At 71.8% G+C, this 24,201-nt stretch carries 23 protein-coding genes; 7 read left to right on the forward strand and 16 right to left on the reverse strand.

The features are described 5' to 3' along the window. Positions 1 to 40: 40 nt before the first annotated feature. The gene (locus tag TA3x_RS20205) at positions 41 to 742 is read left to right on the forward strand and encodes a hypothetical protein (RefSeq protein ID WP_435016475.1); all 702 of its coding nucleotides are present in this window, start codon (positions 41 to 43) and stop codon (positions 740 to 742) included. Between the two features lie 84 nt (positions 743 to 826). Here the strand turns inward: TA3x_RS20205 and TA3x_RS20210 are convergent, their stop codons facing one another. The 3 genes from TA3x_RS20210 to TA3x_RS20220 all read right to left on the reverse strand — a co-directional run bounded on the left by TA3x_RS20210 (position 827) and on the right by TA3x_RS20220 (position 5,396). Beyond that, positions 827 to 1,957 (reverse strand): acyltransferase family protein, encoded by a 1,131-nt coding sequence (locus tag TA3x_RS20210; protein ID WP_435016476.1) that lies wholly within the window; start codon positions 1,955 to 1,957, stop codon positions 827 to 829. Positions 1,958 to 2,136: 179 nt separating this feature from the next. After that, the gene (locus tag TA3x_RS20215; RefSeq protein WP_435016477.1) at positions 2,137 to 3,561 is read right to left on the reverse strand and encodes an L-serine ammonia-lyase; all 1,425 of its coding nucleotides are present in this window, start codon (positions 3,559 to 3,561) and stop codon (positions 2,137 to 2,139) included. Between the two features lie 98 nt (positions 3,562 to 3,659). Next, positions 3,660 to 5,396 carry an amidase gene (locus tag TA3x_RS20220; protein ID WP_435016478.1) on the reverse strand — a complete coding sequence of 579 codons (1,737 nt, stop codon included), beginning with the start codon at positions 5,394 to 5,396 and terminating at the stop codon, positions 3,660 to 3,662. Positions 5,397 to 5,882: 486 nt separating this feature from the next. On the opposite strand from TA3x_RS20220, the gene TA3x_RS20225 reads away from it, so the two are divergent. Then, entirely contained in the window at positions 5,883 to 6,332 is a 450-nt protein-coding gene (locus tag TA3x_RS20225) for a hypothetical protein (protein ID WP_435016479.1), read from the forward strand. A gap of 78 nt (positions 6,333 to 6,410) precedes the next feature. Further along, entirely contained in the window at positions 6,411 to 7,358 is a 948-nt protein-coding gene (locus TA3x_RS20230; protein ID WP_435016480.1) for a DUF1559 domain-containing protein, read from the forward strand. Between the two features lie 84 nt (positions 7,359 to 7,442). On the opposite strand, the gene TA3x_RS20235 is transcribed toward TA3x_RS20230, so the two are convergent. From TA3x_RS20235 to TA3x_RS20255, 5 genes are all read right to left on the reverse strand, one after another. Continuing rightward, positions 7,443 to 9,380, reverse strand: a complete 1,938-nt coding sequence (locus tag TA3x_RS20235) for an esterase/lipase family protein (RefSeq protein ID WP_435016481.1) — start codon at positions 9,378 to 9,380, stop codon at positions 7,443 to 7,445. A 346-nt stretch (positions 9,381 to 9,726) separates the two neighbouring features. Next, on the reverse strand, positions 9,727 to 10,449 hold the full coding sequence (locus TA3x_RS20240; protein WP_435016482.1) for a hypothetical protein: 723 nt from the start codon (positions 10,447 to 10,449) through the stop codon (positions 9,727 to 9,729). Positions 10,450 to 10,597: 148 nt separating this feature from the next. Further along, the gene (locus TA3x_RS20245) at positions 10,598 to 11,584 is read right to left on the reverse strand and encodes a beta-ribofuranosylaminobenzene 5'-phosphate synthase family protein (RefSeq protein WP_435016483.1); all 987 of its coding nucleotides are present in this window, start codon (positions 11,582 to 11,584) and stop codon (positions 10,598 to 10,600) included. Next, positions 11,581 to 12,165, reverse strand: coding sequence for a DUF447 domain-containing protein (locus TA3x_RS20250; RefSeq protein ID WP_435016484.1), 585 nt, complete (start codon positions 12,163 to 12,165; stop codon positions 11,581 to 11,583). The genes TA3x_RS20245 and TA3x_RS20250 overlap by 4 nt, the downstream gene beginning before the upstream one ends. A 232-nt stretch (positions 12,166 to 12,397) precedes the next feature. Further along, entirely contained in the window at positions 12,398 to 13,816 is a 1,419-nt protein-coding gene (locus TA3x_RS20255) for a DUF6513 domain-containing protein (protein ID WP_435016485.1), read from the reverse strand. 206 nt (positions 13,817 to 14,022) lie between these two features. Here TA3x_RS20255 and TA3x_RS20260 point away from each other — a divergent pair, with 206 nt between their 5' ends. Beyond that, on the forward strand, positions 14,023 to 14,355 hold the full coding sequence (locus TA3x_RS20260; RefSeq protein ID WP_435016486.1) for a hypothetical protein: 333 nt from the start codon (positions 14,023 to 14,025) through the stop codon (positions 14,353 to 14,355). Between the two features lie 78 nt (positions 14,356 to 14,433). On the opposite strand, the gene TA3x_RS20265 is transcribed toward TA3x_RS20260, so the two are convergent. From TA3x_RS20265 to TA3x_RS20290, 6 genes are read right to left on the reverse strand one after another with little or no spacing between them, the layout of a single operon-like run. Continuing rightward, complete coding sequence (locus TA3x_RS20265; protein ID WP_435016487.1) at positions 14,434 to 15,195, reverse strand: SDR family NAD(P)-dependent oxidoreductase; 762 nt, start codon at positions 15,193 to 15,195, stop codon at positions 14,434 to 14,436. Next, entirely contained in the window at positions 15,192 to 15,725 is a 534-nt protein-coding gene (locus tag TA3x_RS20270; RefSeq protein WP_435016488.1) for a 6-pyruvoyl trahydropterin synthase family protein, read from the reverse strand. Before TA3x_RS20270 ends, TA3x_RS20265 begins: the two co-directional genes overlap by 4 nt. Positions 15,726 to 15,731: 6 nt before the next feature. After that, complete coding sequence (locus TA3x_RS20275; protein WP_435016489.1) at positions 15,732 to 16,595, reverse strand: triphosphoribosyl-dephospho-CoA synthase; 864 nt, start codon at positions 16,593 to 16,595, stop codon at positions 15,732 to 15,734. Beyond that, positions 16,592 to 17,485 (reverse strand): ATP-grasp domain-containing protein, encoded by an 894-nt coding sequence (locus TA3x_RS20280; RefSeq protein ID WP_435016490.1) that lies wholly within the window; start codon positions 17,483 to 17,485, stop codon positions 16,592 to 16,594. Before TA3x_RS20280 ends, TA3x_RS20275 begins: the two co-directional genes overlap by 4 nt. A gap of 3 nt (positions 17,486 to 17,488) precedes the next feature. Continuing rightward, positions 17,489 to 18,439: a methenyltetrahydromethanopterin cyclohydrolase gene (mch, locus tag TA3x_RS20285; protein ID WP_435016491.1), complete on the reverse strand. Its 951-nt coding sequence runs from the start codon at positions 18,437 to 18,439 to the stop codon at positions 17,489 to 17,491. After that, a complete protein-coding gene (locus TA3x_RS20290; RefSeq protein WP_435016492.1) occupies positions 18,436 to 19,269 on the reverse strand; it encodes a formylmethanofuran dehydrogenase subunit C in 834 nt (277 codons plus the stop codon). Before TA3x_RS20290 ends, mch begins: the two co-directional genes overlap by 4 nt. A gap of 221 nt (positions 19,270 to 19,490) precedes the next feature. Here TA3x_RS20290 and TA3x_RS20295 point away from each other — a divergent pair, with 221 nt between their 5' ends. Continuing rightward, positions 19,491 to 20,210, forward strand: coding sequence for an MBL fold metallo-hydrolase (locus TA3x_RS20295; RefSeq protein ID WP_435016493.1), 720 nt, complete (start codon positions 19,491 to 19,493; stop codon positions 20,208 to 20,210). 16 nt (positions 20,211 to 20,226) lie between these two features. Here the strand turns inward: TA3x_RS20295 and TA3x_RS20300 are convergent, their stop codons facing one another. Next, positions 20,227 to 20,982: a tRNA(His) guanylyltransferase Thg1 family protein gene (locus tag TA3x_RS20300; RefSeq protein WP_435016494.1), complete on the reverse strand. Its 756-nt coding sequence runs from the start codon at positions 20,980 to 20,982 to the stop codon at positions 20,227 to 20,229. After that, entirely contained in the window at positions 20,979 to 21,443 is a 465-nt protein-coding gene (locus TA3x_RS20305; protein WP_435016495.1) for an AAA family ATPase, read from the reverse strand. Before TA3x_RS20305 ends, TA3x_RS20300 begins: the two co-directional genes overlap by 4 nt. Positions 21,444 to 21,585: 142 nt before the next feature. Between TA3x_RS20305 and TA3x_RS20310 the strand changes: the two genes are divergently transcribed. Beyond that, a complete protein-coding gene (locus TA3x_RS20310) occupies positions 21,586 to 23,250 on the forward strand; it encodes a formylmethanofuran dehydrogenase subunit A (RefSeq protein WP_435016496.1) in 1,665 nt (554 codons plus the stop codon). Beyond that, on the forward strand, positions 23,247 to 24,146 hold the full coding sequence (gene fhcD / locus TA3x_RS20315) for a formylmethanofuran--tetrahydromethanopterin N-formyltransferase (protein WP_435016497.1): 900 nt from the start codon (positions 23,247 to 23,249) through the stop codon (positions 24,144 to 24,146). Before TA3x_RS20310 ends, fhcD begins: the two co-directional genes overlap by 4 nt. Positions 24,147 to 24,201 lie beyond the last annotated feature (55 nt).

A 24,201-nucleotide genomic window follows, 5' to 3' on the forward strand; every position in this document is an offset into this window, starting at 1 on the left:
GTCCGGCCGTCCCGCGGGGATCACACCACCGGAGTCATGGATGATGAAGCGCCTTCGCCCTCGCCTCGCCCTCGCCTCGATCGCCCTGGCCGCGGCCCCGTTCGGATGCTCCGAGGAGGCCCCGGTCCCCGCCTCGGCCACGCCGGTCGCGACCGCCGCCCCGAGGGACGCCGAGCCCGTCTCGGCCCCGGCCCCGGCCCCGGCCCAGGTCGCCGCGGAGATCGAGCCCCTGGCGCCGGTCGAGTCCGACGAGGCGATCCGCCGGGCCGGGCTGGCCGCCGAGCGGCGTGCCGGCGAGATCAAGGAAGACCTTGAGCGGGGCGCCGGCGAGATCCGGCAGGGCGTCGAGCACGAGGCCGGCCAGATCAAGGCCAGCGTCGCCCAGGCCGCCACCGACGCGAAGGAGAAGGTCGAGGGCATCTCCGGCGGCGTCCGCGACCAGGCCACCGCGGTGGTCGAGGAGGTCAAGGGGGGCGCGACGAGTGCTTACGGCGAGGTCAAGGACGGCGCCACCAGCGTCCTCGGCGAGGCCAAGGACGAGCTGCGCCGGGCCGCCGACACGGCCAAGGGCCGCGTCCAGGATGCCGCCGATCGCGTCAAGGACGAGGCCCGCAGCTCGGTCGAGGAGGCCAAGGCCAAGGCCCGCCGCAAGGCCAAGGCGGCCCGCGAAGGGGTGAGCAAGGCGGTCGACGACCTGGGCGAGAAGGCCCTGGACGGCATCTTCGGCCCGTCCAAGCCCTGAGTCGCGCCGGCAATAAAACAGGCCACGCGGGCATCATCCCGCGTGGCCTTCTTCGTTTCCGGGCCGTCGAACCAGATCGATCGCTCAGGCCGTCGCCGCCATCCGCGCCTCGATCGGGACCACCCGCGGGCGCCTCTTCCAGAGCGTCTCGCCCAGCCGGACGCCGCTCTTCTCGAACAGGTGGTACGAGATCCAGGAGCCGAGCAGCAGGGCCGAGGCCAGGCCGACCCAGGCCAGGGGGGATCCCACCCGGGCATCGAGGGCCCGCTTCAATGGCACGACCAGGGGCTGGTGCCAGAGGTAGAGGGAATAGCTGACCAGCCCGATCGAGCCCAGCGGTCCGGCCAGGGACGATCTCCGCCACTCGCGCCGGAGGGCCGCATCGAGGACCACCGCCGCGATGCCCGCCGCCAGGGTGAAGCTGAACAGGGTGGCCGGCCGGTAGAGGGTGCTCGCCACGAACGCCGGGACCAGCACGGCCAGCCAGGCGCCGGGGGACCGGAACGCGGGCCGGTCGGCGAAGAATCGCTCGGCGACGTAGGCCCCGAGGATCCAGTCGAACCAGCACGTCAGGGGCGAGGCGAACACGGCCGAGATGACGTGATCGGGCAGCCCCCAGGCGGCGACCGCGATCCCCCGCCAGGCGCACCCGATCAGGAAGGCCACGACCAGCGCCCCCTTGGTCCCGAACCGCGAGCGGATCGCCAGGAACGCCGGGAACAGGAGGTAGAGCTGGACCTCGGCCGCGATGCTCCAGAACGACGGGTTGATCCCGAACAGGGTCTGTTCGCTGACGTTGTGCAGGAACAACGCGTGGGTCAGGAATTGCTTCGACCCGTCGGCCGTGCCGAGGTCGAGCTTGCCCAGGCAGGCGAACGCGACCAGCGCCAGGAAATAGGCCGGGTAGATCCGCCAGAACCGCCGCCAGAAGAAGTGGCCCCATCGCGTCTCGCCCGCCCGGAGGGTCGAGAAGTGGATGCAGAACCCGCTGAGGACGAAGAACAGCGACACCCCGGCCCAGCCCAGGCTGAGGGGGTAGAACGCCAGGGTCGTCGGGCTCGGCGACGGGCCGAAGTCGCGGGCCATCCCCGCCCAGGGGAAGGAGATGCCGAACAGCGAGCTGAAGGCGGCGTGATAGCCGACCACCATCAGGATGGCGACGCCCCGGAGGACGTCCGCCCCGTGGGTGTTCCTGCGCGAACGGTTGTCATCCATGACGGGGTCCGGTCATCCGGGGTGCCCCGGGCCGAGCGCGGCCCGGATCGATGGTGTGGATCGGGTCGGACTTCGAAGTCCGGGCCGGGGGACATCCTCGTCCCAGGGGCCGCGCCCAGGATCTCCGACACGCCCCGCGATGTCCAGCCCAATCTGTCAACCCTGGGCGCGGGGAGATTTCAGCATTCGGCGAGGCTGACGGGGACCTGGACCGCGAGGCCCCCCTCGGACGTCTCCTTGTACTTGGTGCTCATGTCCTGGGCGGTGGCCCACATCGACCGGATCACGGCGTCCAGCGAGACGCGGGCCTTGGCGGGGTCGCCCCCCAGGGCGAGGTCGCTGGCGGCGATCGCCTTGAGCGCCCCCATCGCGTTGCGCTCGATGCACGGGACCTGGACCAGCCCGCCGATCGGGTCGCAGGTCAGGCCCAGGTGGTGCTCCATGGCGATCTCCGCGGCCATCATGACCTGGGCGGCCGACCCGCCCGAGGTCTGGCACAGCCCGGCGGCGGCCATGGCGCTGGACACGCCGATCTCGGCCTGGCAGCCCCCCATCGCGGCCGAGATGGTCGCCCCCTTCTTGAAAAGGCTGCCGATCTCGCCGGCCGTGAGGAGGAAGTCCTCGACCAGTTCCGGCCCCCCCTCGACGAAGGCGACCCGGTACATCAGCACGCTGGGGATCACCCCGGCGGCGCCGTTGGTGGGGGCGGTGACCACCCGGCCGAACGCGGCGTTCTCCTCGTTCACGGCCAGGGCGAAGCACGACACCCAGCGCATCACCTCGCCGAACGACCGGCCCCCGGACCGGATCGCGGCCAGCGCCTCGGCCGGGTCCTCGGGCATCTCGCGCCCGCCCAGCAACGACCGGCTCATCGCCGACGCCCGCCGGGTCACGTTCAGCCCGCCGGGCAGGGTCCCGCCGATCCGGCACCCCCGGACCACGCACCGGAGCATCGCATCCCAGATCCGGGCCAGCCCGTCGGAGATCGCGGCGTCGTCGCGCCAGGCCCGTTCGTTGGCCCGGACCACCTCGGGGATCGACAGGCCATGCTCCCGGACGTGGCGGAGCAGGTCCTCGGCGGTGGCGATCGGCATCGGCAGCGCGACCTCCTGCGCGGCCGAGTCCGGCCCGCCCTCGCGGACCACGAACCCGCCGCCCACCGAGTAGTACGTCTCCTCGAATGTCGATCCGTCCCCCATCTCGGCCAGGAACCGGACCGTGTTGGGATGCCCCGGCATCGTGACCTTGCGGTGGAACAGCAGGTCGGTCTCCGGGTCGAACCGGATCGGCCGGACGCCGTCCAGCTTCAACTCGCGGCCGGTGCGGATCGCCTCGACCTCGGGGTGGATTTGCTCCGGGTCGCAGGTCACCGGGTCCTCGCCCGCCAGCCCCATCAGCACGGCGATGTCGGTGCCGTGGCCCTTGCCGGTCTTGGCCAGCGACCCGTAGAGGTCGACCTGGACCCGCGCGATCGCGTCGAACCGCCCCCGGTCCCGGCACGAGGCCAGGAACCGCTGCGCGGCCCGCCACGGCCCCATCGTGTGCGAGCTGGACGGCCCGACGCCGATCTTGAAGATGTCGAAGACGCTGATCGATTCCGCCATGGCGACCTCCCTGCCGGATCGTCCCGGGGGGAGTCGCCCGATGATCTCGGGCGTCCTCCCCATCCCTCCAGCCTATCCGGGATCCCGCCGGGCGTCGATCAGGGCCGGGCCTCCTCCTCGGGCTTCGGCGCGTCCTCGGCGAGATAACGCTCCAGGGGAGGGCGTTTGAGGTGGTGGCCGCCGGCGCGCTGGATGGCGTCGGCCACGGCCAGCAGGGTCGTCTCGTCGTAGAGCCGGCCGGTGACGGCGATCGAATCCGGGGCCTCGCGGCCGTCGCGGTCGCGGAGCGGGCCGGGGAAGACGGCGGTCGGGTGCCCGGTGAGGTTGGTGATGGTCAGGTCCTGGCCGGAGTGGACGTAGGCATCCACCGTCTCCATCAGGTCGGCCATCTTCCTCATCAGGAGCGTCCGCACCCGCGAGGCCCGGAGGTACTCCACGGCCGGGACGAACTGGGCCTGGCGGAATGAGCCCGGCCAGCTGTTCAGACCCTCGGACACGTGCGCCCGGGTCAGCGGGTCGAACACGGCGGCGGCCTCCACGCCGAGCATCAGCGAGACGGCCGACGCGGGCAGGTCGGCGGGCAGGGCGATCGGGACGACCTCGGCCCCGAGGTCGCGCAGGGCCCGCAACTCCTCGCGGTCGGCCGCGGGCCGCTTCTCGTCCTCGATGTAGCCGACCTTCAGGCCGCGGACCGTCCTCGGCGAAGGCCAGGCGAACGGGCGGTCGACGGCCGACGCGTCCAGGCCGTCGGCGCCGTGGATCGCGTCCAGGATGAGGGCACAATCCTCGATGGACCGGGCGATCGGCCCGAGCTTGTCCATCGACCACGACAGGGTCATGCAGCCGTGGCGGCTGACCCGGCCGTAGGTGGGCCGGAGGCCCGAGGCCCCGCACGCCCGGCACGGCGAGACGATGCTGCCCAGGGTCTCGCTGCCGATGGCGAACCCGACCAGCCCCGCCGCCACCGCCGACGCCGACCCCGCCGACGACCCGCTCGACCCCCGGCGCGGGTCCCAGGGGCTGCGGGTCTTGCCGCCGTGCCACACGTCCCCCATCGCCAGGGCGCCCAGGGTCAGCTTGGCCACCATCACCGCGCCGGCCTCCTCCAGCCGGGCGGCCACCGTGGCCTTCACGTCGATGGTCCGGTCCTTGAACGGGGTCGCCCCCCAGGTGGTCGGGTATCCTGGGTAGCTGATCAGGTCCTTGGCCCCCCAGGGGATGCCGTGCAACGGCCCCCGATAATGGCCCGCCGCGATCTCGCGGTCGGCCCGCTCCGCCTGTTTGATGGCCAGGTCGGGCGTCAGCGTCACGACGCACTTGAGCAGCGGGTCGAACCGTTCGAGCCGGGCCAGGTAGAGCCTGGTCAACTCGACCGAACTGACCTGCCGGTCGCGGATCAGGGCCGACAATTCGCTGACGGGCAGGAAGGCCAGTTCCTCGTCGGAGTCGGGCCGCTTCGGCGCATGCCCCTCGGCCGCGACCGCCTGGTTGCGGCGGACCGGGGCGGACGGGGCGGCCGCGCCCGGGTCGGGGACGAACGCCAGGCAGGGCGCGACGTCGTAGCCGACCTCGACCTTGCGGAGCGCCTCGAACCGGGCGAGCGAATTCCGGACATCCTTGGCCGCCTGGTCCCGCTCCTCGTCGGAGAGTTCGAGCCCGGAGATCCACTCGGCCTGGCGGATCATCTCGGGCGTCACCCGGCCCTCGTCGGCGGCGCGGGCGGCCAGGGCGCGGCGGAACGTGGCCGTGCCCAACCCCAGGGCCAACAACCCCCGGAGGATCGCCCGCCGGGTGGGGTGGGTAGCGGTCGCATCGGTCGGGATCGGTTCATGCATCGGTGGGCACTCGTCGGGGGCGGGGCGGGCGGCGAGAGGTCCGACCAGGATCGCCGATCGGCCGACGATCTTCAATCCGGCCCGGCCCTACCGGGCTCGACGCTCGACCCCGGCCCAAACCCGGTCGCGCCTCCGTGGGATGACACGGCTGTTCCGGGCATGACCGCATGGATCGTCAGCATTCGCTGACAGATCCTCGATCGAATTCCGGGAAAAGCCCTGTAAAACATCTGTACTGCCTCCGGAGCGGGCGGCAGATTCGCCCTCGACCCTACGAAATCGGGGGGTGAATACGTGGGGACTTGACAGGGATCGCCCACGAGAGCAGTTTTGAGGAGCCTGGTCCGGGATTTTGCCAGTAATGGCATTGAGGGGCACGATCGCCCCGTCTCCGGATCCCCATCGGCACGCCGGGCCCCCAATCCCTGGGGGCCCTCGTCTGCGACCTTCGGATCGATAATCCGCTGCACAGGAGGGCACTGCGCGTTGCGACACACTGATGTTCGCGGGCTGCGGCTCGGCGCGACCATCGCCGTCTGCCTGGCGTTGGCCGGTTGTACCACGGACGAATCCGGCGACTCGCTGGACCGGGAGGCCGTCTCGGGGAAGGTCACCCTGGATGGCCAGCCGCTCGACTCCGCGGTGATCCAGTTCATCTCGACCGACCCGAATTCCCAGGGGGGGACGTCGGGCCCGATCAAGGCCGGGGCCTACGAATTCGGCACGGATCGCGGCCCGGTCGCCGGCTCGTACAAGGTGGCCATCTCGTCCGTGGAGCCCACGGTCGAGGAGGCGGAACCCCCGCCACCGGGCGAGGTGCCGAAGCCGAAGCCGGATCGCATCCCCAAGAAATACAACGTCCAGACGACCCTGACGGCCGAGATCAAGGCGGGCGAGTCGAACGCCATCGACTTCGCGCTCGACTCCAAGAAATAGGCCGTCCCGGGCCGCCGACCACCAGCCCTTCGCCCCGTCCCGTCCTCGCCTCATCCCATCCCCATCGGAGTCGATCCCATGTCGAACCGCCCTCGACGCGGCTTCACGCTCATCGAACTGCTGGTCGTCATCGCCATCATCGCGGTGCTGATCGCCCTTCTCCTGCCGGCCGTCCAGGCCGCGCGCGAGGCCGCCCGGCGCTCGCAGTGCATCAACAACCTGAAGCAGATCGGCCTGGCCATGCACAACTACGAGAGCACCAACAGCTCGTTCGCCCCCGGCAAGAAGGGGTGTTGCTTCGGGACCTGGACGGTGTTCGTCCTCCCCTACATGGAACAGTCGAACTCGTACAACGCCTGGAATTTCGTCGGCGACCCGACCAACGCCGCGACGGACATCTTCCGCTACAGCGGCGTGGGCAATTCCACGGTGGCCCGCAGCCGGATCATGGCCTACACCTGCCCCAGCGACACGCCCAATGCCCCGTCCGGCGGGGTGCACTCGTATAATTATGCGGTGAACTTCGGCAACACCGGCCAGATCCAGCAGACCATCTCCGTCGGCGGCATCGATTACACCTTCGGCGGCGCCCCGTTCTCCGACATCATGAAGGGGACGACCTCCCAGGTCGGCGTATCGACGATCGCCTCGGTCACCGACGGGACCAGCAACACGATGATGCTGAGCGAGGTGATCCAGGCCCAGGGGGTCGACCTCCGCGGGTTCGTCATGTGGGGGGACGCCGCCGCCTTCGAGGCCTTCCTCGCCCCGAACAGCCCCCGGCCCGACGTCATCTACACGCCGAACTATTGCAAGTACCCCTTCCAGAACAACCCCCCGTGCACCGGCACGCCGACGGCCACGGAGCCGGCCATGTTCGCCTCGCGGAGCCGCCACCCGGGCGGGGTGAACTCCGTGTTCTGTGACGGTAGCGTCAAGTTCGTCAAGAACACGATCAACATCAACACGTGGCGGGCGATCAGCACGTCCAAGGGGGGCGAGGTCGTGTCGTCCGACGCCTTCTGAGCGCCGCCCGCCGGCCCGGATGCGGGATCCATGCGGCCCCCCGATCGCCCCGGCTTCCGGGGAGGTCGCGGGGCCGTCCCGCGTTCAGGGGACCGGCGAGTCGATCACCGGGATCTCGGGCGCCTCTTCGAGCGCCGCGGCCCGGGCCTCCGCCCCGCTCATGCCGATGTGTTCCAGGAGGATCCGCCGCAGCTCGCGGGTCACGCGGGGGTCCTGCTGCGAGAAGTGGGTGCCGGGGAAGGTCATCTCCGAGCCCGCCCCGTCGACGTGGGCGCTGGCGCGGGAGACGACCCCGTCGCTGTCGATCCGGCCGCCCACCAGCGGGATGATCGAGTGGTAGGGCACGCCGGGCCGGATCGGGATCGTGTCCAGGGCGCGGAGGATCGGGCTGTCGGTCCGGAGGTTGCCCACGGCGTTGAGCGGGGCGCGGCGGATCTCCGGGGCGATCAGGTCGGGGCCGTTCAGCTTCTCCAGCTCCTTGCCGATGGCCGTCTGCTCGTCGGAGTGCTTGACCAACGAGGCGATGGTCCGGCCGAACCACTGGTCGGCGATCGGGCTGCCCCGGTGCGGCGTGGCGATGAAGACGACCCGGGCCACCGACGCGACGGGCCGGTAGAGCAGCGCCTGCTCCAGCACCTGCCGGGTCTCGGGCGAGGCGTTGAGCCGGTCGATTGGCCGGCGGAACGCCGCTTCCCACAGGGTCGCGCCGCTGTCCTGGGCCATCATCTTGGACAGGAGCCCGCCCATGCTGTGGCCGATCAGGACCATCCGATCCAGCGCCGGGTCGGCGTGGTCGGGGTCGAACGCGTGGCGGGCCTTCTCCAGCGAGGCGCGGAGCGTGGCCGCCGAGGCCGGGATCGGCCGGCCGGTCGGGTAGAGGAAGACCCAGAACTCGAACCGCGAGGTCAGGGTCGGGTCGCTGGCCAGCTCGTTGATGGTCTGGGTATAGGCGCGGGGGCTGGAGAACAGCCCGTGGACCAGCACCACCGGGATCTTGCCCGGGACGTGGGGCCGGAACAGGTAGAGGCCCGCCTCCGCCCCTTCCCGGCGGAAGTCGGACTCGAACAGCCCGCTCATCTCCAGGTCGGAGAGGTTGCTGACGGCCAGCTGCACGGCCAGGGGCGTGGTCAGGTCCCCGGCCAGGGGGAGGTCCCGGTGCCCGACCCGGACCGCCTGGTCGACGAATGGGTCGAACAGGGCGAGCGTGGCCGGGTTCCGCCGCCACTCATAGCCCGCCAGGCCCCCGCGCGCCGAGAGGATGGCCGTGGCGGCCGTGCGGAGGTGGCGGGGGTGGAACAGGTCGAGCGGGTCGGGCGACTCGGCGGGGTCCACGGCCCGGTGGGCGACCAGCGGGACGCCCAGCCCGTCGGTCCGGTGGATCCGGTCCATCCCGGTCACGCGGATGTCGGAGGCCACGCGGAGGTCGGCGAACCGGTCGGGGGCGAGGTACGGCGCGGAGCTGCCCAGGGCGATCCCCTGTTCGCCCAGCACGTCCTGCCAGCGGACCTTCGCCGACTTCCCCTCGTCGTGGGCGATCCGGATCAGCCGGGCCACGGCCCGGTTGTGGAGGTCGAGCGCCGCCACGGGCGGGGTGCCGCTCGGCTCGGCCAGCCCCATCGAGGCCAGGGCCGCCGCGTCGCGATACCAGGCCATCGCCTGCCGGGGTTCGCCCCGCTCGCGGGCCAGCCCGGCGCGGTAGGACAGCTCGGCCAGCGCCAGGGCGCCGGCCGGCTCGGGATGGCTAATCAGGTGATCTTCCAGCGCCCTCGCGGCGCCGGCCGGGTCGTCCTGCGCCGCGTCGAGCAGCCCGAGTTGCCCGAGCAGGCCGCCCACGGGATCGGCCGGCGCCCGGCGTTCCTGGCGCCGCTCGACCCGGTCGCGGACCAGGTTGCGCAATGGGGCTTCGTTCGCCCGGAGCCCCACGCAGCCGGCCGACGCGGCGACCCACGGCAGGCACGCCAGCCAGATCGGCCAGGCCCGCAACCCCTTGCGTCGATCCGTCCCCCGCCCCGATCCGGCCATCGCACCCACCCCCCGGCCCGGTGGTCGCCCCCCGGCCGGGGATGGTATCAATTCGCCAGGATTCGGGAAGGGCGAAACCAGGCCCGGGTGTGCCCATTGATTTTGGCATGTGGCTCGGCGGTCCTGGGTGGCTGTGGTTGGCTTGCCAACCACGGCGCCGGCGCCACGATCGCGGTGTGCTGACCATCGCAGCTCCGGGCCGAGGATCATCGACGCCGGCCATCGATCGCCGGGCGGGCTCGCCGGCGCCGTGGTTGGCAAGCCAACCACAGCCACCCGAAGACCACATCGCCAAGATCAAGGGACATACCCCGGGCGTCCCGGGCGACCCGGGTCCCGCCGCCGCTCACCGGGCCCGGCCGATCGTGATCGGGATGTCGCAATGGCCGGGCAGGGCGGCCGGGCGGGCCTTCGGGGGCGTCGCGCGGGGCAGGGTGGGGGCCGGCGTCGTCAGGGCGGAGGGGGCGATCGGCCGGGAGGGGGAGGGGAAAATCGAAGCCAATTCGGCCGCTGGGGCCGGCGACTCGGCGGGCAAAGGCGCGCCGGTGGGGGCCTCCTCGGCGGCACGCAGGGACTCGGCCCGCATCCGCCGCAACTCCTTGAGGCACCGATGGAAGCCGCGTTCCGAGGCGGCCTCGTACTTCCGCGCCAGGATCGCCTCCCTCGACGCGTCGAACAACGCGCGGTTGGCCGCCTCGTTGCGGAGCGTCCGCGCGTTGTCGGCGTAGCGATCATCGGAGGCCATGAAGGCTTCCTTCGCCTCCCGGACGTGGGTGGACAGGGCGGCGGACTCCTGCACGACCGCGCGATCCATGCGGACGACGTGCACGGCCATCCGGCGGACCAGGGCCTCGCCGACTTCCCCCTCGGGATTCAACTCGGAGCGGAAGGCGTCGGCGAGGCGTTCGACCTCGGCGGCGTCCTCCTTGGGCAGGACGATCCCGGCGCCGGTCATGCCGTGCTTCAGGCTGTTGGCCCGCGAGCGGGCCTTCCCCTCCTCCGTCACCGGCCCCGTGCTCCGTGTTGCGTTCTTGCGGTTGGCCTCGATCTGCGCGGGGGTGGCGGGCATCGGCGGCGTCCTGGTGCGGGGGATGGCGGATCGGGATGGGTCTCCGCCCGATATATTCAGGACCGAGGGGGCGGCTTAAGCATAGTTTTTCCTCGGGTCGTCCAATTTTGTCCCGATCCAGGGATTCATGCCGTCCCCCGACGCCGTTTCAGGCCGGCTGCGGAGGGGGTTCGTCCGCGACCTCGGCGCCCCTGGTGCTGGCGTGGGTCCAGAATGCCTCGTCGGCCGCGAGTCGGAAACGGTCGCGGAGCCGGGCGAGGATGGCGGCGCGATCCGCCTCGGAGGGCGCATCGGCGAAGCCGTAGAGCGTGGGCCCCCACGAGCTTTGGCCGACGCCCCGGAGGCCCTCAGCCCGCAGGTGGTCGAGGATCGGCGCCGCCTCGGGACGGGCGTAGATCCCCCCCTGGGCCGGGGCGAACCCCTCGCCGACCCGGCGTTGCAGCTCGTCGAGCGCCGCGCCGAAGGCGTCGAGGTCTCGCTCCACGACGGCCGGGAGCATCCCGAGCAGGACCAGCCGGCAGAGGCGGTCGGTCAGGGATTCGGGGAAGGGGGGCAGGTCCGCGAACGCCCTTCGCTCCCCCTCGCCGTGGAGCCCGGCGGCGTGCCGGGGCACGACCAGCAGGACGAGCCAGTCGGCCGGGAACTCCAGCCGGGCCAGCAGGGGAGGGATTCCTTCCGAAGACCGCCGGCCGCCGTCCACGATCAGCCCGCCCTGGGCGAACCCGTGCAGGCCGATGCCCGAGCGGAGCCCTCGGCCGGCGAGCCGCGCCAGCTCCTCGGCGGGCGGGTCGGCCCATCCCGCCGCCCGGCAGATCAGCCGCGCCACGCCCAGCCCGACCTGGGTGCCGAGGCCCAATCCCACGTGCTCGCGGGCGACGCCCCGGACCGCGAGGTCGAGCGGGGGCGCCTCCATCCCCCGGGCTTGCAGGAGGCCGGAGACCCGCGCGGCCGTCTCCAGGATCCGGCCGGACAGCGGGCCCGAGGACGACCACGCCGGGGCGGGCGTGGCGACCAGTTCCAGGCCGGGTTCGGCGACCATCAGGCCCACCCCGCCGAACTGGCGCGGGGCGTCCGGGCCCCAGGCGAGGAGGCCGAAGTGGAGCCGGCTGGGGGCGTGGAGCGTGAGGCGCGTCATGGGCGGGCGCCGCCGTCCGGGCCGGGGTGGGCCCGGGCGTGGGCCTCCAGCAGGGCGAACGCCTCGCGCTCGGCGGGGCCGCCGGTCTTGTCCACCAGCACCGCGAGCCTGCGGAAGTCGTCGAGCACCGATTCGCGGGGCAGGAACGCGAGCCGGGTGGCCAGGATCGCCGCCTCGACCACGGCGTGCTTGCCCCGGTTCAGCCCGAACAGGTCGCGGAGCCGCCCCTCGGCCACGGTCTCGACCACGATCCGGGTGCGGTCGTTGTGGTCGTCGAGTTCGACCACCCGGAACTCGTGATACCGGGCGGCCGAGGCCAGGATCCGCCCCCGCACGACCCGCGTGGGCAGGGTGGGGGCGTCGGCCACCGTCCCGATCGCGGCGCGGGCGATCAGGAGGACGTCGTCGGAGACGTGGAGCACCCCCTCGCCGGTCGCCTTGAGGTTGCGGTAGGTGGTCGACGTGCGGAACGGTTTCAGCGTGAACCGGCGGAGGTCGCCGGGCTCGACCTCGGGGCCCATCGGGGCGACGTTCAGGGTGCCGTCTTCGGCCAGGGTGGTGACGATGCCTTCCAGGATCACGGCCGGTACGCCCCCTGATTTTGGCGATAGACTCGACGGCTCCGGGTGGCTGTGGTTGGCTTGCCAACCACGGCGCCGGCGCTACGATCGCGGGGTGATGGCCGTCGCGGCATCGGTCCGGGAATCATCGACGCCGGCCGACCCTCGCCGGATCGGGCTCGTGGGCGCCGTGGTTGGCAAGCCAACCACAGCCACCCGGAGGCCGGAACGCCACGCTCCATCGGTAAACCCATCACGGACGGGCCTCGTCGGGGTCGGCCGGAGGCTTGATCCGGGTGGGCCGGTGCGACACCTCGGGCTCGGTGAGGAAGCCCCAGTCGAGCGCCTGGTCCTGGCGGTAGTCCTTGTGGAGGGTCAACGCGGTCTTGGCCTTCATCAGTTCCAGGCCCAGGTAGAAGGCGTGCGACGGGTCGTCCACGCCCATGCCCTGGAAAATGAGGGTCGGGTCGGTGCCGACGAGGTGGTGGTCCCGGTTGAAGGCGTGGATCCGGCCGTCCTCGGCGTAGATCCGCCAGTTGGGGTCCTTCACCCGCCGGGCCATCTCCGCCAGGGCCTCGGGGCCGAACCGGTGCGGCCGGGGGCCCCGGAGCATCACCAATCGCGGCTCGACGTGCTTGGGCAGCGTCCGGTTCGTCACGGCATGATACGCCAGGCGGCGGGCCAGGTCGACCTCGCGCACCGACGACCGGGCCCAGTTGATGACCGCCGTGGTCAGCACGCTGCGGATCTCCATCTCCTGGCAGAAGCCGATCAGGAGGGTGTTGATCCCGGCCGAGTCGGCGTCGGTCAGCTCGGTCAGGTTGCCGATCCCCATCAGGATCGGCACCTCGGGCCAGCGCCTCCGGGCCTCGACGTACCGGGCCATCGAGTGGGCGAAGCCGAAGCCGATCGGCTCCAGGATCGGGTCGATCCGGAACGGGACGCGGTGGCGGTCGAGCCATTCCACCGTGTCTTCGAGCCCATCCAGCGTCCCCGGCGTGTCGGGCAGGGCCACGACCTCCGCCCCCCAGTCCACGGCCCGCTCGCGGTTGCTCGCGTTCACGCTCAGGACCAGATCCGCCCCGGCGCGGACGGCGTCGGCCACCTCGGCCGGGTCGAAGCTATCGACCGAGCACCGGATCCCCTCGTCCCGCAGCGCCCGGACGTAGTCGCCCACCCCCGCCCACGGCCCGCCGGGGTCGCAGCCGATGTCGATCCGGTCGGCCCCCTCGGCGACGAACCGGCGGGCCTGCGCCAGGAAGTCATCCAACTCCAAACGTGGGGCGTGGTTGATCTCGGCGAGGATCTCGATGTCGAACCGGCCGTAGTCTGCGGCCGGCCCGCCCTTCTGGCCGAGCGACCGGGGCAGGTCGCGCAGGTCCTCGGGCCCGAGCGCGACCGGCACCCCGGCCTTGGCCTCGACGGCGGCCAGATCCCCCCGGCAATGCCCCGGCAGGACCACGCGATCGATGCCCGGCGGGACGTCCAGGTGCCGCGCCACCCACTTCGGCGTCATCAGCGCGGCCACCGAGATCGGCAGCACGGCGACCTCGGCGGCGATCCCCGCTCGAGGCGCCACCTCGTCCAGGACGCGCCGGAGCGAGAACTCGGCCAGCCGGCCGGTCACGAACAGGACGCGGGGGATCGTCGGCGCTTCTTCGGTCGGGGCCACGATGGCCGGTCCTCGGAGGAGGGGCTGGGGATGATCCCCCGATTCTAGCAGGAACCGGGCCTCGACGGCGTGGCCGGGCGGCCAGTCCTTCTGCTAGCCTTGGTCCCGATCCTCCGTGATTCCTGGTCGGGTGGCCGCAACTCGCTTGCTGACCACCGCCACCCAACGGAAGTACGGTTTCATCGACCCTGCCAAAGCCGAATCCCATGAAAGTGTCGGACGCTCACCTCCTTGGAAAGTCGTTGGTCGGCACAACGATCGATCTGCAAGGATTGCTGCTGGGCGGGAAGGACCTTTACATCGCGGATTCCATCGAGGCATTTGATCAGGGCGTCGCCATCCCACTCCGCGTCGGGATTCTCCATGAGAACTTGGTCGGAAGTGGGATCTGGCCTGTGGCAGGGGGTCCGTTGGGGTACAGCTACCGCTGTCGAGTCATCGGCCGGCTGGGGCATGACGATGGCCCACACGGTTATTCCCTGGTCGATATCGTGTCGATGGTCGTTCTGTATGACGGGGTCGAGGTCGACGTCTTTTGATGGGACGTGGCGCTGCGGTTGGGTGGCCGGGGAGGGGGCTAGGGGCGATCCCTTCCAAATATATCCAGGCGGAGCCATTCAGCGGACGGCGCCGCCGTTGATGCGGACGATCTGGCCGGTGAGGAAGGCGGATTCGGGGGCGACGAGGAAGCGGGCGGCGTGGGCGACGTCCTCGGGGGTGCCCCAGCGGGCGAGGGGAGTCTCGCGGATCACGCGGTCCTGCCAGGTCTGGGAGGCGACGTCGCCCCACGCCGTGCGGATCCAGCCGGGGGCGACGGCGTTGACGCGGACCTCGGGGGCGAGGCTCAGGGCCAGGCTCCGGGTGAAGCTCATGATGGCCCCCTTGGTGGCGGCGAACAGTTCGCCCGAGTCCCCCTCCATGCCGGTCTCGGCCTGGTCCCAGCCCATCGTGACGATGGAGCCGTGGCCCTGCTCCTTCATCTTCCGACCGATGGCGCGGCAGAGCCGCATGGTGGCCACCACGTCCACGGCCCAGAGGCGATCGAGCTTGCGGTCGAACGGGAGCCTGGCGGCGTCGCCGGTCAGGGTGTCGGCGCCGGCGATGTGGAGCCAGGCATCGAGCCCGCCCCAGGTATCCCAGGCCTCCGCGACGAGGCGGTCGCCGGCGTCGCGGTCTTCCAGGTCGGCCATCAGGACGGCCGAGCGGCGGCCCATGGACCGGATCGTCGCGGCCAGTTCCTCGGCGGCGTCCTTCGACGATCGGCCGTGGACGATGACGTCGGCCCCCGCCTCGGCCAGGGACAGGGCCGTGGCGCGGCCGATGCCCGAGGTCGAGCCGAGGACGATGGTCCGCAGGCCGTGGAGGTTTCCCTGGCTCATGATCCCGTGGCCCCCGTCGGGTGGTCGTCGCGGCGCCACTCGGCGGTGGCGGTCTGGCCGAAATTCTCCTCGACCTCGACCCGCATCACGCGGGGCAGGGGGATGCCCCGGGCGGATAGCTCGGCGCGGAGCCGGTCGCCGATGTGGTCGGCGAGGAGTTCGGTGGTGGTGTTGGCGATGGGCAGGAGGACGCACTCGTCGCGCGGGAAGCTCCAGTAGCGGTCCTGGTAGCGGGCCCGGACGTTGTTCGGGCCGTCGTCTTCCAGGAGGATCAGCGGGGACCGCGTCGGCAGGAGCATCCGGTGGTCGAGGTCCAGCGCGATGGCCTTGGTGAGGTCGCGCAGGGCGATGAAGTCGAAGACGTAGTGGTTTTCGTCGAGGTCGTCCTCCACCTCGACGGCGGTCCGGTAGTTGTGGCCGTGGACCCGTTCGCACAGGCCGCCCGCGAAGGTGATGAAGTGGCCGGCGCTGAAGACCAGCTCATCCTTGGTGACGCGCACCTGATATCGCGCGTGGGGCACGGCGGGCATCCTCTCTCATCCGGCTTCGAATCGGTCGATCGGGAGGGCGATTGTCCCATCTCCCAGGGCGACGAACAAGGCGGCCGTCACCAGGTCGGCCGTCGCGCCGGGGTTGCGGGCGTGGCCGTCGGCCCGCAGCCAGGCGTCGAAGTCGGCGATGGCGGATGCCCCAGAATCCGTATCGGGCCAGCCCGAATCGAGGACGTCGGCCGCCCTCCGGGAAGCTTCCTCGGCGACGGCGAGGCCCCGCTTGCGGGCGATCAGGGTGTCCGGCACGCGGGCGAGGAGGCCGAGATGGGCGGCGATGATCGCGGCCTCGACCGGCCGGCCCTCGGCGATCCGAGCTTGCAAGGCGGGGACGGCGATCTCGAAGACCTCGGCATAAACATCGGCGTATTGCCGGGCCACGGCGTCGCGGTCGGCGGCGAGTTGCATGGCCTCGCGGAGGGTCACGGTGGGCTCGGCGGCCACGTCCTGATCGTCGGCCGAGCCGAGCCCGCCCGGCTGCGCGAGCCGGATCGCGCGATAGACCAGCGAGGCGTCGCGGACGGTCAGCCCTTCCAGCAAGGAGGCGATCCCTGCCCGGACCGGAACGCCCTCCGGCACGGCCGCGAGCGGGGCGAGCAGGAGGATCATCCCCAGGTTGGTGTTGCTGGCCACGAGTCGCCGCGTCGCCTCGACGCTCGCCAGGATGGTGCCGCCCACGCCAACTTCTCTCGCCCGGTCCATCGGCCCGGCGATGGCCGAGGCGCTCAGGAGGAAGTCGAGGTAATGGGTATCGGCGAAGTCCCGAAAGCGGTGGACGTTGCCCGGCTTGCGCGCGGTCGCTTCGAGCAGGCACGCCAGTTGGGCCCGGTTTCCCGGGGAAAGGGGATTCATGAGCATCCATCCCGAAGATCGGCCAGGATCGCGCCGGCGGCGTCGATCCCGGTGGTGGCCGCCAAAGCCTTCCAGCCCGGCACGGCGTTGACTTCGAGGATCACCCAGCGGCCCCGGTCGCGGTCGTACAGGAGGTCCACGCCCGCCATCCTCGCCCCGACCGCCGACGCCGCCCGGAGCGCGAGATCCTCGGCATCGGGCTCAAGCCGATATGCTTCTGCCCGGCCTCCCACGGCGACGTTGGTCCGCCACTCCCCGGCCGGGGCATGGCGACGGAACGAACCGAGGATCCTCCCGTCCAGGACGAAGGCCCGGACGTCGTGTCCGTCGTTGGGGATGTGCTTCTGGACGTAAAGCACGGCGGCCATCCGCTCCAGCGTCCGGAACGTCCGCAGGGCGAGTTCGGCGTCGGAGACGCGGACCAGCCCCCGCCCCTCCGACCCGAACAGGGGTTTGACCACCACGTCGCCCCCGAGTTCATGGAAGACAGCCTGGGCGTCGCGGGCCGATTCGCCGGCCCAGGTCGCGGGGACGGGCAGGCCGCGCGCGGCGAGCAGGCCGAGGGCCAGGTACTTGTCCACGGCGGCCTCGACGGCCCGGGGCGGGTTGAGGACCGGGACGCCCGCGCGCTCCAGCAGGTGCAACGCGTCCATCCGGAAGATCACCTGCTCCAGGCTGCCGGGGGGCATCATCCGGACCAGCACGCCGTCGACCTTGAGCAGGTCGAGCCCGCCCGCCTCGACCCGCGCCGGGCCGTCGCCGACCCGGCCGACCAGCCGGGGGAAGGGGACGGCGTCGAGCCGGACGCCGACGCGGTCGGCGGCGAGGCGGAGGTCCTGGACGTGCCAGCCCATGCCGGAGACCAGGGCGACCAGGTGCCGCTGGGCCACGGCTCAGGCTTCCAGGAACGAGCGGATGAGGATCTCGGGGGCCAGCTGGCCGAAGGCGTGGACCTTGCCCGTTTCGAGATTGTGGAACGCCACCTCGGCCGGGCTGAACAGGTGGGGGTCCACGGCGTAGAAGTCGTGGTTGTAGCGGGCGAAGATGGTGGCGAACGGGTCGCCGTAGTCGTGCGAGGCGACGGCCGGCACCTTGGGGCCCACGGCGTCCAGGCTGTCGTCGTCGCCGGTCACGAACAGGACCACCCGGGCCCCGTAGAGGATGGCGTCGTTGGTCCGGCCGATGGCGGCCATGTCGTCCTTGGCGACCGGGGGCAGGGGGGCCACGCCGTGCCCGGAGACGATCCGCGACAGGTCGAAGCCGAGCCCGTGGAGCTTGTGCAGGGCCGTCTCGACCGACCGCGCCACCACCTGGGTCCCGCCGGCCAGGCTGGCGGTGGGGGCCCCCAGCAGGGTCACGGCCGAGGGGGCGACGTTGCACGCCCGGGCGATTTTGGCCACGGCCTCGGGCGTGGGGGGCTTCCGCCCTTCCAGGACGCCGACCACCGAGTCGGGGGTCTCGCCGATGCCGAGTTCCCCGAACAGCTTCTCGGACTTGGCGGCGGCCCGCATCGGGCCCGACCCCATCGCGAAGTACTTGCCCTCGGAGATCGCCCAGCCGGCGTACTGGCTGCCCAGGCAGGCCCGGGCGGGGTGGTCGCACACGACCTGGACGCTGGGGAACGGCCGCCCGCCGACGTCGCCGGGGACGATCGACACCTCGGCCAGGTCGGCCAGGCAGATCCGGGCCAGGTCCAGGCCCGCCAGCAATCCGCCCGGGGCCTTGATCCCGCAGTCGATGAACCGGCCCCCGCCCTCGACCTCGGCGACGGCGACCCGCCGTTCCTCGGCCCGGGCAACCAACGACTCGACCAGCCGCACGGCTCGCGCATTCAAATCGATCACGGCGTCTCCAGCCCGACCACGAGGATTTCCCCCTGCCCCCCCTCGACGAGGTCACCATTGTACCGCCGCACCCCCGCCGAGGAAGCCGTCTCCGGCACGGCGAACCCCCACGCCGCCAGCTGCCGGAGGTAGATGGACAGGGTATGAGGGCAGAACGTCCCGCTCGGGGCGAAGGTCGGCAGCAATCCGCCGTCGGGGTCATCCCCGCCGAACAGGGCCAGCGTCCCCCGTTTCATCCCGGCCCCGGCCGCCCGGCCGATCGGCCCGAACGCGAAGATCGACCCCGCGATCATCGACCGCCCCAGCCCCGGCCCGGTCCGCCCCCCGACCGCGATCAGCCCCCGGCGCATCGCCAGGCCGACGTCCTCGCCCGCGTCGCCATCGACCAGGATCACCCCGTCGCGCATCCCCAGCCGGCTCCCCGGCAGGGCCGCGCCGAGGCAATCCCCGGCATCCCCCCGGATCCGGATCGATCCCCCCGCCATCTCCGCCCCGGCCCAGATCCCGGCCGAGCCGGTGACCTCGATCTCTCCCCCCGTCATCCCCGCGCCCAGCCTCGGCCCGACGTCGCCCCGGACCTCGATCCGCCCCGACGCCATGCCGGTGCCCAGCCCGGCCACCCGTCGCAGATCCCCTTCGAAGATCAGGACGCCGTCGGCCCCGTCCCCCTCGACCCGGGCGAGGTCGCCCAGAGGGGCCATGCGGTTGCCCGCCCCGACCTCCACCCGCGCCGCGCCGGCCGCGTCGAGCCCGGCGAACGCCTCGGGCCGGATCGCATCGGCGTCGATGGGCGGCCCGCCCGCGTTTTTCCACGTGAACCGCAACGCCATGATCTCGCCCCACGCCTCGGATGTCGTCGCGGCCTCTGCCCGGGTCGCCGTGGTTGGCAAGCCAACCACAGCCGCCCAGATGATCGGTCGGGCTCCACCATAGCGGGTCGCGGCATGGAGTGGTATGGCGGTCGGAACAACCCAGGCAGGGGACGCCGGCACGCCGGTCCGGTATGATCGGTGGGGCGTGGGGGCGAGGATGGGTCGGGGGAGGATCGACGATGGGCGTGAAGCCGGTGGTGCCCGATCTTTGGCAGGTGTCGCTCGGCCCGGTCAACGCGTTCCTGCTCGAAGCGGGGGACGGGCTGACGCTGGTCGACACCGGCGTGGCCGGCTGCGGCCCGAAGATCGCCGAGGCCGTCCGCGAGATCGGCCGCGAGCCGTCCGACATCCGCCACATCATCGTGACCCACTGCCACGTCGACCACGCCGGCAGCCTGGCCGAGATCAAGCGAATCACCGGCGCCACGGCGACCATGCACCCCCTCGACGCCGCGATGGTCCGGAAGGGCGAGGGGGCGCGGCCCCTCCACCGGACGCCCGGCCTGGCGAACGCCCTGATCTGCCGGTTCCTGATCGGGGCGATGCCCACCACGGTCGAGCCGGCCGAGGTCGAGCACGAGGTCGGCGACGGCGACACCCTGCCGGGCGGCCTCCGCGCGATCCACGTCCCGGGCCACTGCGCGGGGCAGATCGCCCTGCTCTGGACCCGGCACGGCGGGGTCCTGTTCGCCGCCGACGCCGCCGCGCACGCCTTCGGCCTGGCACTCAGCCCGATGCACGAGGATCTGGACGAGGGCCGGGCGAGCCTGGCGAAGCTGTCCGCGTTCGATTTCGAGGTCGCCTGCTTCGGCCACGGCTCGCCGATCCGCTCGGGGGCCTCGGGCCAGTTCCGCCGCAAGTGGCCGGCACGCCGACCCGAGGCGGCCCCGATCGGATGAACGGGGCCGGCGACGGTCACGCGGCTGTCGCCAGGATCCGCCCCAGCCACTCGTCGTAGGCCGCCTTGACCGGCAGGTCCCGGTCGACCTTGAGGCGGCGGCGGATCGCCTCGACGGGCTGGCGGCGGATCGGGTCGAATCCGAGCTTCGCGACGCTCTCCCAGTAAAGGCCGGTCCCGCGCCGTTGCCAGGCGGGGAGCCGGGCGAAGTTGATCCCGTGGCGGAACAGGAGGTCGTGCTTGAACGACACGGGCCGGCCGTGGAGGGCCGCGGTCGCCTCCGTCTTGTTGCGGCCGGCCCCGCGCAGGGTCCAGTAGCACCAGCCGTTCAGGGCGCATCGGCCGGCGTCGGCCTGGCGCCAGCGGAAGTAGTCGACCACGTCCTCGTCCCGCGCCCCGACCCAGACCCGGCCGTCGAAGTGGGCCGAGGCCCCGCACGCCAGGGTGAAGGCGGAACTCGCCAGCCCGGCCGACAGGCTCACGACCTTCTCGACCTCGCGGTCGTACAGGTCCCAGTCGCGGGGCAGGAGGAGCGAGATCTCGTCGCTCTCGGTGTAGGCGTAGAGGGCCTGGAACCGATGGACCAGCTCCCGGGCGGCGGCGATCATGTGGTCGTGGAAGGCCGGGTCGAACGGCTTGGCGAACCGGTCGGCGGTGAACCGGGTGAAGCCGTGGCCGTCCACCCGGAGGATCGCGTAGCACCCCGGAGGGATCCGGAGCCCGTGGAACGACTCGCCCGCCCTCATCCGCCTCTCGAATCCCGTCGGCTTCATGACCCCTCCCCCTCGACCTCCTCGGTCGCGAACCAGCCCGTCGCCGCGATCGTCGCCCGGACCACCCGGTCGAACCCCTCGGCCCGGCCCGGCGCGACCAGCCGGGCCCTGATCGCGAACAGGGCCACGTCGGGCACCCGCTCCCGCCCTTCCCGCTGCCGGTTCCTCGCCAGGCAATCCCCGATCGGCTCGTCGAACCAGACCGCGACCGCCCCGGCCCCGAACTCCCGGGCGATGGCGACCAGCGGGGCGCGATCCTCGGGCGTCGGGTTGGTGTTGTCGACCACCACCGACCGCCCGGTTCGGAGCGATTCGGCGATCAGGTGCATCTGCCTGCGCCGGGGCCGCCGGTTGTTCCGGAGCCGATCCAGGCTGACGAGGTCGTGCGTCGCCGCGTAAGCGAGCCGGTAGAACGTGCTCTTGCCCGAACCCTGGAGCCCGACAAAGACCACCACATCCATCGCCGATCTCCTCGCATGGCCCGGTGATCGGACACCCCGGCCGCATCCGGGTTCGCCCAGAACCTCGCGAGGCCGCCGACGCCCGGTTATGCTGGACGCCCCGGGCCGGATCGCCCGGCCGGTCGGCAGAGAGGCGGGGTCGATGACGCGGTTGCGGATCCGGGGCGGGCATGTGATCGACCCGGCGAACGGGGTCGACGGGGTGGCGGACGTCTGGATCGTCGATGGCCGGGTCGCGCCCGCGCCCGACGACCCGGGGATCCGGGCGGATCGCACCATCGATGCGCGGGGGTTCGTGGTGATGGCGGCGGGCGTGGACGTCCATTGCCACATCGCCGGGACCAAGGTCAATGCGGCGCGGGCCATGAGGCCCGAGGATTATCGGGGCTCGGCGATGCCCCGGGCCGAGGGGGGGCGGTCGGGCGTCCTGGGGGGCGTGCCCTCTACCTTCACGACCGGGGCGAAGTATGCGGGCCTAGGGTACGGGACGGCCGTCGATGCCGCGATCGCGCCGCTGGGGGCGCGGCCTGCGCACCACGAGTTCCGGGACACGCCGATCATCGACAAGGCGTTCCTGGTGCTGATGGGGAACCACCACTACGTTTTGGAGCGGGTCCGCGACGGCGACCGCGATCGCCTGAAGGCGTTCATCGCCTGGATGCTGGGGGCGACGCGGGGGTTCGGGGTCAAGGTGGTGAACCCCGGCGGCATCGAGCGTTGGAAGCAGGGCTACGGCAACGTGTCGACCCTGGACGACGTGGTCGAGCACTTCGGGGTTACGCCCCGGCAGATTTTGGGCGAGTTGGCCCGCGCCGTGGACGAGCTGGGGCTGCCGCACCCGGTCCACCTCCACGGCCAGAACCTGGGCCTGCCGGGGAACTGGGCGACCACGCTGGAGACCATGAAGGTGATCGACGGCCATCGCGCCCACCTCGCCCACATCCAGTTCCACAGCTACGGCGGGGACCCCGGCAACCTCGCCGCGTTCGACTCGCAGGTCGCCCCGCTCGCGGAATATCTGGACGCCCACAAGAACCTGACGGTCGACGTCGGGCAGGTGATGTTCGGGTCGACCACCAGCATGACCGCCGACGCCGCCGTGGGGCAGTACCTCCACAAGGTCACCGGCCGGAAGTGGCTGTCGCACGACGTCGAGTTGGAAACCGGCTGCGGCGTGGTGCCGATCACGTATGAGGACAAGAACGCCGTCCACGCCCTCCAGTGGGCGATCGGCCTGGAGTGGTATCTCCGCGTGTCCGACCCCTGGCAAGTGGCCATGAGCACCGACCACCCCAACGGCGGGTCGTTCCTGGCCTATCCCCAGATCATCGCCTTGCTGATGGACCGGGGGCATCGCAACGACACGCTGCAACGGCTGCCCGACCGGGTCCGGGCCCGCTCCGGGCTGGGGGACCTTTCTCGCGAGTTCTCCCTGAGCGAGATCGCCATCATCACCCGCGCCGGGCCGGCGCGGATGCTCGGGATGGCCCACAAGGGGCACCTGGGCGTGGGCGCCGACGGGGACGTGACGATCTATGCCCCGGACGACGACAAGGAAAGGATGTTCTCGCTGCCCCGCTACCTGATCAAGGCCGGGGAGATCGTCCTGGACGACGGCGACCTCCGCACCTGGCCCGAAGGCCGGACCCTGCACGCCGACCCCGAGGCCGACACCGACGCCGAGCCCGACATTCATGCCTTCCTCGCGAAGCGGTCGTCGATCCGCCCCGGGAACTTCCCCATGACCGACGCCGAGCTGACCAACCCGAAGGCCGTGGCCTGCCGCCCCGGGGGGACCCCGGCATGAGCACCGAACAGATCAACGGCGTCGCGATCGTCGACACCTTCGCCGAGGCGTTCCCGATGACCGCGGCGCGGGCCATCGTCACGGCCGACACCCCGCGCTGGGCCGAGATCGCCGGGCGGACCATGACGGGCTACGCCACCAGCGTGATCGGCTGCGACGCCGAGGCCGCCGTGGAGCGCGTCCTGTCCCCCGACGAGACCCCCGACGGCCGCCCCGGGCTGTCGATCCTCCTGTTCGCGTTCAGCCGCGACGCGCTGGAGAAGGCGCTGGTCAACCGCGTGGGCCAGTGCGTGATGACCTGCCCGACCACCGCCTGCTACAACGGCCTGCCGATCGGCGAGAAGACGGTGGTGGTCGGCGGCAAGCTCCGCTACTTCGGCGACGGCTGGCAGATCAGCAAGAAGCTCCTCGGCCGCCGGTTCTGGCGCCTGCCGGTGATGGATGGCGAGTTCACCTGCGAGGAGACCTTCGGCACGACCAAGGGCGTGGCCGGCGGCAACATCATCCTGGTGGGCACAGGCCGCGCCGCGACCCTCCGCGCCGCCGAGGCCGCTGCCGACGCCATGCGGCTGGTGCCCGGCGTGATCCTGCCGTTCCCGGGCGGGATCGCCCGATCCGGCTCCAAGGTCGGCAGCAAGTACAAGGCCCTGCGGGCCAGCACCAACACCGCGTTCGCCCCGACCCTGTTCGGCCTAGTCCCCTCGGAACTCCCCCCCGACGCCGCGTGCGCCTACGAGATCGTCATCGACGGCCTCACCCTCGACGCCGTCGAGGCCGCCACCGCCGCCGGCCTCCGCGCCGGGGCCCTCCCGGGCGTGATCCAGATCTCCGCCGGCAACTACGGCGGCAAGCTCGGCCCGTTCCACGTCCGCTTGCGGGATGTCCTTGGCCGATGACCTTCGGAGAAAAATGGTGATCGCGGCCCGGCCCGGTACTTTCCATCGGACCTCG

The sequence above is a fragment of the Tundrisphaera macrotermitis genome (genome assembly GCF_051175315.1).
In the GTDB taxonomy this organism is placed as follows: Bacteria; Planctomycetota; Planctomycetia; order Isosphaerales; family Isosphaeraceae; genus Tundrisphaera.

Coding starts and splice junctions, on each gene's coding strand:
- TA3x_RS20205 (WP_435016475.1), top strand. CDS start 41: ATGATGAAGCGCCTTCGCCCTCGCCTCGCCCTCGCCTCGATCGCCCTG.
- TA3x_RS20210 (WP_435016476.1), bottom strand. CDS start 1,957: ATGGATGACAACCGTTCGCGCAGGAACACCCACGGGGCGGACGTCCTC.
- TA3x_RS20215 (WP_435016477.1), bottom strand. CDS start 3,561: ATGGCGGAATCGATCAGCGTCTTCGACATCTTCAAGATCGGCGTCGGG.
- TA3x_RS20220 (WP_435016478.1), bottom strand. CDS start 5,396: ATGCATGAACCGATCCCGACCGATGCGACCGCTACCCACCCCACCCGG.
- TA3x_RS20230 (WP_435016480.1), top strand. CDS start 6,411: ATGTCGAACCGCCCTCGACGCGGCTTCACGCTCATCGAACTGCTGGTC.
- TA3x_RS20235 (WP_435016481.1), bottom strand. CDS start 9,380: ATGGCCGGATCGGGGCGGGGGACGGATCGACGCAAGGGGTTGCGGGCC.
- TA3x_RS20240 (WP_435016482.1), bottom strand. CDS start 10,449: ATGCCCGCCACCCCCGCGCAGATCGAGGCCAACCGCAAGAACGCAACA.
- TA3x_RS20245 (WP_435016483.1), bottom strand. CDS start 11,584: ATGACGCGCCTCACGCTCCACGCCCCCAGCCGGCTCCACTTCGGCCTC.
- TA3x_RS20260 (WP_435016486.1), top strand. CDS start 14,023: ATGAAAGTGTCGGACGCTCACCTCCTTGGAAAGTCGTTGGTCGGCACA.
- TA3x_RS20265 (WP_435016487.1), bottom strand. CDS start 15,195: ATGAGCCAGGGAAACCTCCACGGCCTGCGGACCATCGTCCTCGGCTCG.
- TA3x_RS20270 (WP_435016488.1), bottom strand. CDS start 15,725: ATGCCCGCCGTGCCCCACGCGCGATATCAGGTGCGCGTCACCAAGGAT.
- TA3x_RS20275 (WP_435016489.1), bottom strand. CDS start 16,595: ATGAATCCCCTTTCCCCGGGAAACCGGGCCCAACTGGCGTGCCTGCTC.
- TA3x_RS20290 (WP_435016492.1), bottom strand. CDS start 19,269: ATGGCGTTGCGGTTCACGTGGAAAAACGCGGGCGGGCCGCCCATCGAC.
- TA3x_RS20295 (WP_435016493.1), top strand. CDS start 19,491: ATGGGCGTGAAGCCGGTGGTGCCCGATCTTTGGCAGGTGTCGCTCGGC.
- TA3x_RS20300 (WP_435016494.1), bottom strand. CDS start 20,982: ATGAAGCCGACGGGATTCGAGAGGCGGATGAGGGCGGGCGAGTCGTTC.
- TA3x_RS20305 (WP_435016495.1), bottom strand. CDS start 21,443: ATGGATGTGGTGGTCTTTGTCGGGCTCCAGGGTTCGGGCAAGAGCACG.
- TA3x_RS20310 (WP_435016496.1), top strand. CDS start 21,586: ATGACGCGGTTGCGGATCCGGGGCGGGCATGTGATCGACCCGGCGAAC.
- fhcD (WP_435016497.1), top strand. CDS start 23,247: ATGAGCACCGAACAGATCAACGGCGTCGCGATCGTCGACACCTTCGCC.